This is a genomic window from Streptomyces yangpuensis (assembly GCF_024666385.1).
Taxonomy (GTDB): domain Bacteria; phylum Actinomycetota; class Actinomycetes; order Streptomycetales; family Streptomycetaceae; genus Streptomyces; species Streptomyces yangpuensis.
Window position 1 is genome coordinate 2,381,793 of the sequence record NZ_CP102514.1, and the last position, 12,818, is coordinate 2,394,610.

A 12,818-nucleotide genomic window follows, 5' to 3' on the forward strand; every position below is an offset into this window, starting at 1 on the left:
GGGCCCCGCACGGCAGTCGCCGTGCGGGGCCCTTTCAGGTGCACGGGATGCGTCCCGGCTCAGACGACCTGGTGGAGCCAGCGGACGGGCGCGCCCTCGCCCGCGTAGCGGAAGGGCTCCAGTTCGTCGTCCCAGGGCTTGCCGAGCAGTTTGGAGATCTCCGCCTCCAGGTCGGTCTCGCCGCGCACGGAGCGGGCCAGCGCGGCGCGCAGCCGGTCCTCCGGGATCAGGATGTCGCCGTGCAGACCGGTGACGGCGTGGAAGATGCCCAGCTCCGGTGTGGAGCTGTAGCGCTCACCCTCGGCGGTCGGGCAGGGCTCCGCGGTCACCTCGAAGCGCAGCAGGTGCCAGCCGCGCAGGGCGGAGGCGAGCTTCGAGGCGGTGCCCGCCTCGGCCTGCCAGGAGAACTCGGCTCTCCAGGTGCCCGGGGAGGCGGGCTGCCTGATCCAGTCGAGGTTCACCCGCACCCCGAGCACGCCCGCTACGGCCCATTCCACGTGCGGGCAGAGCGCGCGCGGTGCGGAATGCACGTACAGAACTCCACGTGTCGTCACCGGGACCTCCAGTGGTGGACGAGGTCGGGAATAAACTCCAGAAAAGGGACAGTTTGTGACGTGATGTAATGTAACGGAAATTATTTGACATTGCGCTACGGGACCTGCGGCTGAAACGCCACGGGAAAAAGCTACCGTGCGCCAGGGGTCCTGGTGTGACGTACGGTCGCTCCAAGGCCGGTAAACACGGAGCTTTCACTCAGCAGGACCCCCCGGACGACGCGGGGTCGACAAGGAGGGGTCCTTCCCATGCGCACCACCCCCGCCCGCCGCCGCACGCGCCGTGCTCTCGCGGGCGCGGGCGCGGTGGTCGCGCTGCTGGCCGGGACCCTGACCGGGTGTCAGTCGGGCGGACCGGCCGATCCGGGCGAGCGGGGGTCGCAGTCGGCACCGCGCTGGAACACGGCGCCCACCTCGATCGCGGCCGCCGGTGATTCCATCACCCGTGGTTTCGACGCCTGCTCGGTCCTTGCCGACTGCCCCGAGGTCTCCTGGGCCACGGGCAACGACCCCGCCGTCCGCTCCCTCGCCGCCCGGCTGCTCGGGGACGCTGCGGTGCCCGAGCGCAGCTGGAACTACGCGGTGACGGGCTCGCGGATGGCGGACCTGCCGGGCCAGCTGACGGCGGCCGCCGCGCACAAGCCCGACCTGGTCACGGTGATGGTGGGCTCGAACGACGCCTGCCGGCCCACCGCTTCGTCGATGACCCCGGTGGCGGAGTTCCGGTCCGGTTTCGAGCAGGCCCTGGCACAGCTGCGGGCCGCGTCCCCGGCCTCCCAGGTGTACGTCTCCAGCGTGCCCGACCTGCAGCGGCTGTGGGAGCAGGGCAAGGACCTGCCGATGGTGCGCCAGGTCTGGAAGCTGGGCATCTGCCAGTCGATGCTCGCCGATCCGCTGTCGCTGGCCACGGGGGCCACGGCCCGGCGCGAGCAGGTGCGGGCGCGGGTGGTGGAGTACAACGAGGTGCTGCGCGAGGTCTGCGGGAAGGACGCGCTGTGCCGCTACGACGGCGGCGCGGTCTTCCAGTACCCCTTCGCGGCGGATCAGTTGAGCCGCTGGGACTGGTTCCACCCGGGCAAGGACGGACAGGCGCGGCTGGCGGAACTGGCGCACCGCCAGGTGACGGCCGCCGAACCGCCGCGTTGACGCCGCCGTGCGCGCAGGGTCCGGGGGCGGGTGTCAGGACCCGCCCCCGGACCGGCTTTCAGCGGTGATTTCCGGCCATACGGTGTGTCACGCGATGTCGAGCGTGGCGGTCAGCCGGGTGTCGCCGTGCGCGTGGCTCGCGCGGACCTCGTAGGCGCCGGGGATCCGCCGCCGGGCGCGGGCCTCCTCGTCCCAGATCTCGAAGGCCCGGGCGGGCAGCGGGATCTCGGTCTCGACGCTCTCGCCGGGCCCCGCGGTGACGCCGGCGAAGGCCGCCAGCCAGCTCGCCGGCCGCTCCACGGTGTCCCGCAGGGGCGCCAGGTAGACCTGGACGACCTCACGGCCGGGGCGGGTGCCGGTGTTGGTGAGGCGGACCCGTACGGCGTCGGCCGTGGCCTCCAGGGACTCGTACGCCCAGTCGGTGTAGCCGAGGCCGTGCCCGAACGGGTAGGCGGGGGCGACGCCGTGCTTCTCGTAGGCCCGGTAGCCGATGAAGAGGCCCTCGCCGTACTCCAGGCGCCCGTCGGCGGGCACGACCTCGGTGACGGGCGCGTCCGCGAACCGCGCGGGCCAGGTGGTGGGCAGCCGCCCGCCCGGCTCCGCCTCGCCGAGGAGTACGTCGGCCAGCGCGGCCCCGCCCTCCTGCCCGGGGAACCAGGTCAGCAGGACGGTGGCGACGTCCTCGCGCCACGGGAGCTCCACCGGGGAGCCCGCGTTGACGACGACCACGGTGTTCGGGTTGGCGGCGGCCACGGCACGCACCAGGTCGTCCTGGCGGCCCGGGAGGGCGAGGTCGCTCCGGTCGAAGCCCTCGGACTCGACGCGCTCGGTGGTGGCGACGACCACGACGGCGGTGTCGGCGGCGCGGGCGGCCGCGACCGCCTCGGCGATCAGCTCGTCGGGGTCGCGCCGCGGGCCGAGATGGAGCAGCGAGAACATGACGGCCCGCATCGGGAGCCCGCGCGTGTCCGGGACCTGGCAGGTCAGCGACACCTCGACGGGCTCGCCCTCGGTGAGGGTGACACGGCCCCGCACGCTGGGCGCCCCGAAGAAGGCCTCGAAGGGGTCGGCCTCGTCGCCCATCTCCTGGACGCCGCTCCACAGCGGCCGTCCGCCGACGGCGAGGGAGAAGGCGCCGAGTCCGCGGGTGCCGAAGGCGTGCTCGCCGCTCTCGCGCGGTACGAACGTACCGCGGACCTCGATGCTCGCCATGGTCTCGTAGGTGGCGCCCGCGGGCAGGTCGTCGCCGATCCACTGGACCTGTCCGGTGGGCAGGGCGCCCTCGCCGAGGACCGCGCCGGAGGCGTCGCGGCACACGGCGACGAGCTCGAAGCCCTTGCCTGCGGGGGCGGGCTCCTCGCAGGGGTCGGCGCCGACGGCGTAGGTGAGGGCCCCGTCCGGGAGGGCCGCGGCCAGTCCGTCGAGCGGGGAGACGATCCGTTCGGGGAAGACGGTGGCGCTGCCGCCGCCGAGCACCCGGGCGTCGCGCGCGGCGGCCCCGAGGAGGGCGACGGTGCGGCCGGCGGAGGCGTCCAGCGGCAGGGCGCCGTCCTCGTTGCGCACGAGGACGAAGCCGCGGGCGGCGAGCTCACGGGCCAGCGCCCGGCCGTCGACCGGGGCCGGCGGGGTCTCGACGACCGCGGGGGCGCCCTCCAGGGCCCCGACGCGGGCGGCGAGGCGCAGGACGTTGCGCACGGCGTCGTCGACGGCGGACTCGGGGACCTCCCCGGCGCGGACGGCCTCGGCGAGGGCGGGTCCGTAGACGGTGGTGGGGCCGGGCATGGCCACGTCCAGGCCGCCCAGGATGCCGCCGGCGGTGGAGCGGGCGGCCGTCCAGTCGGAGACGTTGCAGCCGTCGAAGCCCCACTCGCCGCGCAGGACCTCGTTCACCAGGTGGTGGTGCTCGGTCATCGTCGTGCCGTTGACCTGGTTGTAGGCGGTCATGACGCCCCACGGACGGGCGTTCTCGACGATGGCCTCGAAGGGGGCCAGGTACAGCTCGCGCAGCGGGCGCGGGGCGATGACGCTGTCGACGGTGAACCGGTCGGTCTCGGCGTCGTTGCCGACGAAGTGCTTGACCGTGGTCCCGACGCCGCCGTCCTGGACGCCGCTCACGTAGCCGCCGCCGATGGCTCCGGTGAGGTACGGGTCCTCGGAGTAGCACTCGAAGTGCCGGCCGCCGAGCGGCGAGCGGTGCAGGTTGACGGTCGGCGCGAGCAGGACGTGGACGCCCTTGCGGCGGGCCTCCTGGGCGAGGAGCCGGCCGGCGCGGCGGGCGAGCCCGGGGTCCCAGGCGGCGGCCAGCGACGTCGGGGAGGGCAGGGCGACGGACGGGTCGTCGGCGGTCCAGCGCACGCCGCGCACCCCGACGGGGCCGTCGGACATGACCAGGGAGCGCAGCCCGATGGCGGGGACCGCCGGCAGGGACCACATGTCCTGGCCCGCCAGGAGCAGGGTCTTGGTGTCGAGGTCGAGCTTGTCGAGCGCCGCCTCCACGGCGTCTTCCCGGATCTGATCGCGGACCTGATCGGCGTCGGTCACGGCCGAGCCTCCTCGTCGAGTGCGTGCGGTTGCGCGGTGCGGCGCGGTGCGGGTGCCCCCATCGTGAACCTGCGGCCTGTTGCACGGTAGGCTTTGTGATCTCTTCGTGATATTTCGAATGTCGTACGGTCCTCCTACGGTCCTGCCGACGGGAGTGGACGGAAGGGGTGCCATGGCGATGGCCAGGGCGAGGAGCGAGGAGCGGCGCGGGGAGATCGTCCGCGCGGCCGTCGAGGTGATCGCGGAGCGCGGCTACCGGGGGGCGTCCCTGGGCACGGTCGCGGAGCGCGTGGGCCTGACCCAGCAGGGGCTGCTGCACTACTTCCCGACCAAGGAGGCGCTGCTCGTCGCGGTGCTGGAGGAGCGCGACCGGTGGGACACCGGCGGCGGCTCGCGCGCGGCGGCGGACACCTGGCGGCTGGACCTGCTGGCCTCACTGGTGGACTACAACGCGATGCGCCCGGGCATCGTGCAGACCTTCTCGGCGCTGCTGGGCGAGAGCGTCACGGACGGACACCCGGCCCGGGAGTTCTTCACCGAGCGCTACGCCCAGGTCCGCGCGGAGATGGCGGCGGTGCTGCGTGCGGAGTTCGGCGACCGCCTCCCCTCGGGTCTCACCCCGCAGGAGGCGGCGCCGCTGCTGACGGCGGTCATGGACGGCCTCCAGTACCAGTGGCTGCTGGACCCGGAGTCCGTGGACATGCCCGCCGCCTTCCGCGCCTTCCTGACCCTGCTGCGGGGCCCGGAGGCGTAGGTGTCGCAGGCGTCGACTAGTCGACCTGGAGCTCGCCCATCCGGCTCCAGCCGGTCGCGCCCTCGATGGTGGTGCTGACGATCTCGGGCGTACGGGTCACCATCGGCCGCATGGTCTCCAGCGCGGCACGGAAGTGCTCGGAGGTGACGTGCGCTTCGGCGGCGTCGTCCTGGAAGGCCTCGACCAGCACGTAGGTGTCCGGCTCCTCCAGACTCCGCGACCACTCGAACCAGAGGTTGCCCGGTTCGGCACGGGTGGCGCGGGTGAACGGCGCGACCTTGTCGGGCCACGCGTCGACGTATTCGGGCTTGACGGGGAATTTTACCACAATGAAGATCACACCGGCATTTTATGCAGATTGATCCGCACCGTCAGCCCGTGGTCACCGCACGGCGGGTGACGGACCGTCCATGAGGACGGCACATCCCTAGCATGGCCGTCATGCCGACTCCGCACAGCTTGTACGAGGTCTTCCTGCACGTCGCCCGGCTGGCGTCCTTCACGGCCGCCGCCCGCTCCCTCGGGTACACCCAGTCCGCCGTCTCCCGGCAGATCCAGACCCTGGAGGACGAGTGGGGCACCCCGCTCTTCGACCGCCTCCCGCGCGGCGTCCGCCTCACCGAGGCCGGCCGGCTCCTGCTCCCGCACGCCGAGGCCGTCGGCGAACGTCTGCGCACCGCCCGCGCCGAGCTCGACGCGCTGCGCACCCTGGGCGCCGGGCGGCTGCGGATCGGCTCCTTCTCCACCGCGGACGCCGCGCTGCTGCCGCGCGCGCTGGCCGCCTTCCGGGCCCGGCACCCCGCCGTCACGGTCACCCGTACCGAGGGTCCGTCCGCCAGGCACCTCGCCCTCCTCGCGGCCGGTGAACTGGACCTCGCCGTCGTCGCCGACACCTCCGGGCGGCCGCCCCGGGACTGCACCCCGCACCACCTGCTCGACGAGCGGATGTACGTGGCCCTGCCGGGCGGCCACCGGCTCGCCGGGAGCGCCGGGCTGCGGCTGGCCGAACTGGCCGACGAGGACTGGATCGCCGCCGGCACCCGCCCCGAGGAGACCCTCATGCACTCCGCGCTGGCGAGCGGCTTCCGCCCCCGTACGGGCTTCGTCGCCGCCGACTGGATCGCCAAGCAGGGCTTCGTCGCGGCCGGGCTCGGCGTCACGCTGGTCCCGGAGCTCGCCGCCTCCTCGGTCCGTCCCGACCTCGTACTCGTCCCCCTGCACCCGGACGACGCCCCGCGCCGCGGGGTCTACGCGGCCACCCCGCGCGGGATCTCCCCCTCCCCCGCCGCCTCGGCCCTGCTGGCCCTGCTGAAGGAGGCCGCGGACGGCTTGGCATCCTGAACCGGTGAAGATCGCCGCCGCACAGATGACGTGCGCCCCCGCCGATGTCCGCACCAACGCCGCCCGGGCCGCCGCCCTCGCCGTGACGGCCCGTGAGCAGGGTGCCGCACTGGTGGTGTTCCCCGAGTTCACGCTCACCGGCTACGAACTCGACGCGCTCGCCGCCGACCCCGGTCTGTGGACCGGCGCGGACGACCCCCGGCTGGACCCGCTGCGCGCCGCCGGGATCGCCACCGCGGTCAACGTGGCCCTGCCCGGCGACGGCCCGCGGCCCGTCATCGCGACGCTGGTCCACGACGCGGACGGCGCGCACGTGACGACGTACCGCAAACAGCACCTGTTCCGGCACGAGCAGGACCTCTTCGAGCCCGGCACGGGCGACGGGTGCTTCGAGCTCCTCGGGGTCCGCTTCTCGCTGGGCGTCTGTTACGACAACCACTTCCCCGAACTGCCCGGCCGGGGCGCGGCCGCCGGCTGCCGGGTCCACCTGGCCAGCTCCCTGTACGGGACCGGCGACGGGATCCGCGAGCGGGCCACCGTGCACCCGGGCATCGCCGAACGGTACGGCCTGTACGTCGTCCTCGCCAACCACGTCGGCCCGGCGGGCCCGTGGACCGGCTGCGGCCGCTCGGCCGTGTGGGCCCCGGGCGGCGCGCTGCTCGCCGAGGCCGACGACCGCACCCCGTCGGTGGTGACCGCCGCGATCGGCCCCGCCGTCTGACGGGCCAGGGCGGGACGGCGTCGCGCGGGGTGCGTCAGGCGGGCTCGGGCACCCGCGAGCGGCCGCCCGTACGCGGACTGCCCAGGTTCGGGAACCGTACGGCCTCGTCCCTGCGGTCCGGGAGCAGGGCGGGCAGTACGACGGCGCCGGCGGCCGCCGCGTACAGGCAGGTCCAGAACACCCACCCGCCGGGCGGCGCCCAGTGCGCCGAGGTCGCCACCCACGACCCCGCGGTGCCGACGGCGAACCGGCGCAGCGTCCAGTAGAAGGCCGCCACGTCGGCCAGGGTGAGGGCGACGACGGACAGGCCGACCAGTCGCCGCCAGGGCAGGCCGCGCTCGGGGGCCCGCGTGGCGCAGATCAGTACAGCCATCAGCGGCAGGCCGACGGCGAAGGGCAGCAGGTAGCGGCCCTGCCACACCATGCCGATGCGCTCCGCCTGCGAGGCCTGCGCGACCACGGGCACCATCACGACGGCCATCAGCATGCCCAGCAGGGCAACGACTTCGCGGGCCCGGCCGTGGACGAGCGCCAGCACCACGACGGTGGTGAGCACGGCCATCCACACCAGGTACATGAAGGCCGGGGCGGGGGTGTCGAGCCACCCGAAGAAGCCCAGCATCTGCTTGATGTAGACCTCGGTGTTGCCGAGGGTCCGCTTCGCGGCCACGCCGGTGGTCAGCGAGTCGGGGATGTCGATCTTCGAGTTGTCGGGATGCTTCGCCGCCCAGAGCAGCGCACCGGCCGTCGCCAGCCCCAGCAGAGCCGTCCACAGCCACAGGGCCTTGCGGCGCAGCACCTGTCCCAGCAGCCCGCGCCGCTGTGTCAGCAGCAGGCAGAAGACGACCGCCCCGCCGAACCAGATCAGCCCGAGCGGCCGGATGTTGATCAGCACCAGGCCGCCGATGCCGAGCCGGGCCAGTCGGCGGTTGAGCAGCACGGGGTCGGGCGACAGGACGATCGACAGCAGGGCCGTCCACACCAGGATCCCGGCGGCGATCTCGCCGCCGCTGGGGTTGACCATGCCGGACATGTAGAGCGTCATCGGCGTGGCCGCGGCGAACACGCCGAGCATCGCGAGCGAGCGCCGCCGCCATTCGGCGGCCGTGACCACCGCGCTCGCCAGCAGGGCCGAGCAGAGCAGCGCCGACATGAAGCGCATGAGGTACAGCCCCTTGGGGCCGTCGGCCAGCAGGCTCGGCCAGCCGGTCACCAGGTAGTAGCCGGGGTGGTAGCGGCCGGCCGCCGTGGTGGCCTGCGCGATCTTCCCGGAATTGCCGGGCGAGGGCGCGCAGGAGGCGGGCTGCCGCTGCTTCCACGAGTAGCACTCGTGGACCGTGGGCAGGTTCCGGTACCACTCGGGGAGCTGCACGCCGGTCTCGGCGAAGTGCCCCTCGATGCCCGCGACCGTGTGCGGGACCATCACCTCGGTGCCGCCGATCTGGCCCCGGGCGACGGCGGCGGCACGGATGAAGTGCGCGTGCTCGTCCGGGGAGCTTCCGATGGGGCTGGCGGCCGCCCACGAGCCCGTGAGCGTGAAGAACAGCGCGAACGAGATCAGCCAGAGCCGTCGGGGGGTTCCGGCCGACCAGTCGGCGAGTCGTGTCAGTGCGGAAGTCATCGGTCCCCCGGGGTCATCGGATGAAGCCGAGCCAGCTCTGGTCGCCGTCCTTGGAGCACGTGCCGCCGGGCGCGTACTTCGGGCAGCTCCCGTCCCGCTCCGTGATGGTGTGCGACACCCAGGGCAGGATCCGGTACGTGTTCTCCTTGGCCGGCATGTAGCGGTCGGCCATCGAGGAGGAGACCGTGCCGAGGAGGAGCAGCAGGGCGCACAGGGCTCCGATCACCGCGCCCTCACGGCCGGGGAAGCCGGTGCCCGGCGTGGTCCGCGCCGGGACGGTGTCCGCCGCGGGCTGCGTCCGGCGCTCGGCCATCCGCAGCGAGACCAGGTGGACGACCAGCGCGCACAGCAGCAGCCCGCAGTAGAGCAGCTGGTTGTTGGTGCGGGTGTAGAGCTGGACGGTCTGCGTCTCGTACATGTGCGAGGCGATGTACATGCGCATCACCCACGCGCTGATGAACATGGCGGCGATGGTGACCACCATCGGCTTGCGCAGGCCCAGCCAGATCGCGGCGCCGAGGCCGGCGAAGGTGACCAGGGCGAACAGCCCGACCCCGCCGTACTCGCCGGGCAGCGGCCACTCGCCGACCTTGCCGGGCATGTCCGTGCGCCACATGAGGTAGTACGCCGGGTCGGTGAAGTTGTCGAACCGGAAGTTGTAGTCCTTGGTGGTCTGTCCCTCGGTCAGCATGACCATGAGGTAGCGCCCGGCGACCACGAGGAACGCCGCCAGGGAGGCGCCGAGGAAGGCCGCGCCCTTGAGACGGCCGAGCCGGCCGTCCCGCCACGGGAAGTACAGCAGCGCGGCGAACAGCACACCCCCCGCGCTCCACAGGAACCAGCCCGAGTAGGTGAGGAACATCAGGCCGAGCAGCGCGCCGAATCCCGCGCCCTTGAGCAGCAGCGGCCGCCAGTTCCACGTGCCGCTGCGGCTCAGCGACACCACCATCGCCACCAGGACGGGGACCAGCACGACGAGGACGGTCTGGCTGTACGGCTTGTACGCGTCGATCAGCGCGAAGGCCGGGGCGACGCCGAAGGCGAGGGCCCGGACCGGGCCGAGGAGCATGCGCCAGCACAGGTAGACCAGCGGTCCGAACGCCGCGGCGCCGAGGATCTGGAGGTCCTTGAAGGCGTAGGCGGTGTTGCCGCCGCGGAACCATTCGGCGTAGTGGCCGAGGGTGTGGAGGGGGGCCGGGGGGTAGACCGGCGAGCCCGAGGGACGGCCGTTGGCCACCGCCTGGGCCCATTCGACGATACGGCCGCTGTCGCCGTTGAGGCCGAACATCGGCCAGGGCGTCCCGTGGAGCGCGACGACCGCTCCGGCGGCGACGAAACCGCTGGCCAGGCCGGCGAGGGCGGCGGAGGCGAACCGGGTGGCGAGGTCGAAGTGCCGGCCCCCGCGCAGTCGTACGGCCAGCGCCACCGCGCCGATGAACACCAGGCCTATGAGCGCGAACCGCAGCTGGATCGCGGCGAGGCCGCTGACCTGCGCGATCCGGTCCAGGGGGTTCAGCTTGAAGCCGCGGGCCAGCAGCGGCAGCACGAGCGCCGCGGCGAAGGCGACGGCGGCTTCGAGGAGCAGGAGCGTGCCGCGTGAGCCGATCCCCCGCCGGGTCGCCGGTATCGGACGGGCGGGCGCGGCCGGTCCGCCCGGGGGCAGCACGGTCGCCGTGCCCTCGGTACTGACTGTCACTGCTGTGTCCCTACTGCTGGTCGGTCCTCGGCCCGGTGGCCGGTCGTGGCTCGGCAAGCCGCTGCGCGACTCCGGCCCCCCGCCGAAGCTCCGGGCCAGGGCGGACTCAAGGGCAGTGGGAGACAGCCTTGGCATTTGCTGCCATGCATACTACGGGCCCGCCGGGGGCGGGCGGCGGCCGGCAACCGATCTCCGGCCGGGCCGGCAACGCACTCAGGCCGAATCCGGGAGGAGGTGCTTCGTGCCCCACTCCCCCAACGGCTCCAGGGCCGCGTTCAGGTCCCGTCCCAGCGGGGTCAGGGAGTACTCGACGCGCGGCGGGACCTCGTCGTACACCTCGCGGTGGACGATGCCGTCGGTCTCCAGCTCGCGCAGCTGGGCGGCGAGGACTTTCTCGGAGACGCCGGGGACGAGCCGGCGCAGCTCGCCGAAACGGCGCGGGCGCTGCTCCAGCGTCCACAGGAGCGACACCTTCCATTTGCCGTCGATCACGGACATCGCCGCGGCGATCCCGCACTCGTCCGCACCGGGCCTTCGTGTCAACGCCATCGCGCATCCTCCCCACCTGCTCGCTCACTTCGGGGTAACCACCCACTCCGAAGTGCGTACTTGAGCACCGCACTGCCTGCAACCAGGCTAAACGCCATGACCGACACCACATCGCGGAAATCGCTCACCCTGCTCGGACTCGGCGACATGGGCACCGCCCTCGCCCGCACCTGGCTCGCCGCCGGGCACTCCCTCACCGTCTGGAACCGCACCGCCGCCAAGGCCGCACCGCTCGCCGCCGAGGGCGCCGTCGTCGCCCCGAGCGCCGCGGCGGCCGTCGCGGCGAACGAGCTGGTCGTGACCTGTCTGCTGGACGACGCCAGCGTGCGTTCCACCCTGGACGGCATCGACCTGACCGGCAAGGACCTCGTCGACCTCACCACCGGCACCCCGGCCGACGCCCGGGCCCGGGCCGCCTGGGCCGAGGCCCGCGGCGCCCGGTACACGGACGGCGGGATCATGGCCACACCCGACATGATCGGCGTCCCGGAGGCCGGCGGATACGTCTTCTACAGCGGCTCGCAAGCCCTCTTCGACGCCCACCGCGCGACGCTGGAGGTCCCGGCCGGCGCCCGCTTCGTCGGGGAGGACCCCGGGCACGCCGCCCTGCACGACGTGGCGCTGCTCAGCGCGATGTACGGGATGTTCGCCGGTATCTCGCACGCCTTCGCGCTGACCGAGGGCGAGGACATCGCCCCGAAGGACCTGTCTCCGCTGCTGTCCGAGTGGCTGGGCGCGATGGGCTTCTTCATCGGCAACGCCGCCGAGCGGCTCACCTCGCGGGACTTCACCTCCGGGGTGGTGTCGAACCTCGCCATGCAGGTCGCGGCGACCGGCACCCTGCTGCGCACCGCCGAGGAGCAGCGGGTCAGCGCCGAGCTGATCTCCCCGTACCTGGATCTGATGCACCGCCGGCTGGCCGCGGACCCGGCGGCCCACGGCGGGGAGGACACGGCGGGGGCCATCCTGCTGCTGAAGAAGCGCCCGTAGGGCTTTGTCAGGTGGTGTCGTAGGGCTCCGCGGCGGACGGCCTACGAGAACGCGGGCGGCGGCGGTCCGAAGCCGGCGGGGGCGGCCTCGGCGGCCGGGGTGTCGTCGGTGCGCATCAGGTCGCGCGCCATGAGCGTGGCTCCCGCCACCGCGCCCGGCATCAGGAACACCGCGACGAGCGGCACCAGGAACGCCAGCACCAGCGGCACGCCGAAGCCCAGCACCAGCAGCCGCCGCGACCGGAGCAGCACCAGCCGCTCGGGCAGTTCCATCTTGCGGCGCTGGAGCGCCACGGAGGTGAGCTCCTGGGTCAGGAAGTAGCCGGAGACGCAGAAACCGAGGACCGGGACGACCGTCTGGCCGATCACCGGGACGAAGCCGAGCACGAAGAGTCCGATGCCGTACAGCACCACCCGGCCGAGCACCTTGACGCTGTCGCGGGCGGAGATCCACAGCTCCCGCCAGAGCGGGAGGCCGGACTGCGGGACCTCGCCGCCCTCGCTGCGGTCGACCTGCTCCGAGAGGGACTCGTAGAAGGGCTGGCCGATCAGCAGGGTCACGGCGGTGAAGGTGATCACCGCGAGGAAGAGCCCGAGGCCGAAGAACAGGGCGGTGAGGAAGCCGCGGAAGAGGCCGAGCCAGAAGGCGGACCAGTCGTCGGCGAACGGGGTCGCCCAGGCGGTCAGGTCGTCGGCGCCGTAGCCGAGCCCGATGAGGGCGCCGGCGTAGAGGGCGAGCGAGACGAGCCCGGGCAGCAGCCCGAAGCCCAGCCACCGGCCGTGTCGCAACACCCATCGCTGTCCGGCCAGCAGGTACCGGAAACCCCCCGCAAGATCGTGCATGGCGCCAGTCTACGGCGAGGGCCGCACCCCGATCGGGGTGCGGCCCTCGCTGTGCGGCTGCCG

At 73.2% G+C, this 12,818-nt stretch carries 12 protein-coding genes; 5 read left to right on the forward strand and 7 right to left on the reverse strand.

Annotation, left to right across the window (positions count from 1 at the left end; all coding sequences use genetic code 11):
- Nucleotides 1–59 precede the first annotated feature (59 nt).
- Entirely contained in the window at nt 60–554 is a 495-nt protein-coding gene (locus tag NRK68_RS10960) for a DUF3145 domain-containing protein (RefSeq protein WP_046775012.1), read from the reverse strand.
- Between the two features lie 249 nt (nt 555–803).
- On the opposite strand from NRK68_RS10960, the gene NRK68_RS10965 reads away from it, so the two are divergent.
- Nucleotides 804–1,700, forward strand: coding sequence for an SGNH/GDSL hydrolase family protein (locus NRK68_RS10965; RefSeq protein WP_183065228.1), 897 nt, complete (start codon nt 804–806; stop codon nt 1,698–1,700).
- Nucleotides 1,701–1,787: 87 nt separating this feature from the next.
- Here NRK68_RS10965 and NRK68_RS10970 read toward each other — a convergent pair whose 3' ends face one another.
- On the reverse strand, nt 1,788–4,241 hold the full coding sequence (locus NRK68_RS10970) for a beta-glucosidase family protein (RefSeq protein WP_257855689.1): 2,454 nt from the start codon (nt 4,239–4,241) through the stop codon (nt 1,788–1,790).
- A gap of 178 nt (nt 4,242–4,419) precedes the next feature.
- Here NRK68_RS10970 and NRK68_RS10975 point away from each other — a divergent pair, with 178 nt between their 5' ends.
- Nucleotides 4,420–4,995, forward strand: coding sequence for a TetR/AcrR family transcriptional regulator (locus NRK68_RS10975; protein ID WP_183065607.1), 576 nt, complete (start codon nt 4,420–4,422; stop codon nt 4,993–4,995).
- Nucleotides 4,996–5,011: 16 nt separating this feature from the next.
- Here NRK68_RS10975 and NRK68_RS10980 read toward each other — a convergent pair whose 3' ends face one another.
- The gene (locus tag NRK68_RS10980) at nt 5,012–5,335 is read right to left on the reverse strand and encodes a putative quinol monooxygenase (protein WP_183065230.1); all 324 of its coding nucleotides are present in this window, start codon (nt 5,333–5,335) and stop codon (nt 5,012–5,014) included.
- Between the two features lie 92 nt (nt 5,336–5,427).
- Between NRK68_RS10980 and NRK68_RS10985 the strand changes: the two genes are divergently transcribed.
- Together NRK68_RS10985 and NRK68_RS10990 are read left to right on the forward strand one after the other, a co-directional pair.
- Nucleotides 5,428–6,336 (forward strand): LysR family transcriptional regulator, encoded by a 909-nt coding sequence (locus tag NRK68_RS10985; protein ID WP_373023508.1) that lies wholly within the window; start codon nt 5,428–5,430, stop codon nt 6,334–6,336.
- 4 nt (nt 6,337–6,340) lie between these two features.
- Nucleotides 6,341–7,057, forward strand: a complete 717-nt coding sequence (locus NRK68_RS10990) for a carbon-nitrogen hydrolase family protein (protein ID WP_183065232.1) — start codon at nt 6,341–6,343, stop codon at nt 7,055–7,057.
- A 34-nt stretch (nt 7,058–7,091) separates the two neighbouring features.
- Here the strand turns inward: NRK68_RS10990 and NRK68_RS10995 are convergent, their stop codons facing one another.
- The 3 genes from NRK68_RS10995 to NRK68_RS11005 all read right to left on the reverse strand — a co-directional run bounded on the left by NRK68_RS10995 (nt 7,092) and on the right by NRK68_RS11005 (nt 10,923).
- Complete coding sequence (locus NRK68_RS10995; protein WP_257855690.1) at nt 7,092–8,678, reverse strand: DUF2142 domain-containing protein; 1,587 nt, start codon at nt 8,676–8,678, stop codon at nt 7,092–7,094.
- Nucleotides 8,679–8,691: 13 nt separating this feature from the next.
- Complete coding sequence (locus tag NRK68_RS11000; RefSeq protein ID WP_257855691.1) at nt 8,692–10,374, reverse strand: hypothetical protein; 1,683 nt, start codon at nt 10,372–10,374, stop codon at nt 8,692–8,694.
- A 213-nt stretch (nt 10,375–10,587) separates the two neighbouring features.
- Nucleotides 10,588–10,923: a winged helix-turn-helix transcriptional regulator gene (locus tag NRK68_RS11005; protein WP_046775005.1), complete on the reverse strand. Its 336-nt coding sequence runs from the start codon at nt 10,921–10,923 to the stop codon at nt 10,588–10,590.
- A gap of 96 nt (nt 10,924–11,019) precedes the next feature.
- On the opposite strand from NRK68_RS11005, the gene NRK68_RS11010 reads away from it, so the two are divergent.
- Nucleotides 11,020–11,913: an imine reductase family protein gene (locus NRK68_RS11010; RefSeq protein WP_183065235.1), complete on the forward strand. Its 894-nt coding sequence runs from the start codon at nt 11,020–11,022 to the stop codon at nt 11,911–11,913.
- Between the two features lie 41 nt (nt 11,914–11,954).
- Here the strand turns inward: NRK68_RS11010 and NRK68_RS11015 are convergent, their stop codons facing one another.
- Nucleotides 11,955–12,755 carry an EI24 domain-containing protein gene (locus NRK68_RS11015; protein WP_183065236.1) on the reverse strand — a complete coding sequence of 267 codons (801 nt, stop codon included), beginning with the start codon at nt 12,753–12,755 and terminating at the stop codon, nt 11,955–11,957.
- Nucleotides 12,756–12,818: the final 63 nt, after the last annotated feature.

Coding starts and splice junctions, on each gene's coding strand:
- NRK68_RS10965 (WP_183065228.1), top strand. CDS start 804: ATGCGCACCACCCCCGCCCGCCGCCGCACGCGCCGTGCTCTCGCGGGC.
- NRK68_RS10975 (WP_183065607.1), top strand. CDS start 4,420: ATGGCCAGGGCGAGGAGCGAGGAGCGGCGCGGGGAGATCGTCCGCGCG.
- NRK68_RS10985 (WP_373023508.1), top strand. CDS start 5,428: ATGGCCGTCATGCCGACTCCGCACAGCTTGTACGAGGTCTTCCTGCAC.
- NRK68_RS10995 (WP_257855690.1), bottom strand. CDS start 8,678: ATGACTTCCGCACTGACACGACTCGCCGACTGGTCGGCCGGAACCCCC.
- NRK68_RS11005 (WP_046775005.1), bottom strand. CDS start 10,923: ATGGCGTTGACACGAAGGCCCGGTGCGGACGAGTGCGGGATCGCCGCG.
- NRK68_RS11010 (WP_183065235.1), top strand. CDS start 11,020: ATGACCGACACCACATCGCGGAAATCGCTCACCCTGCTCGGACTCGGC.
- NRK68_RS11015 (WP_183065236.1), bottom strand. CDS start 12,755: ATGCACGATCTTGCGGGGGGTTTCCGGTACCTGCTGGCCGGACAGCGA.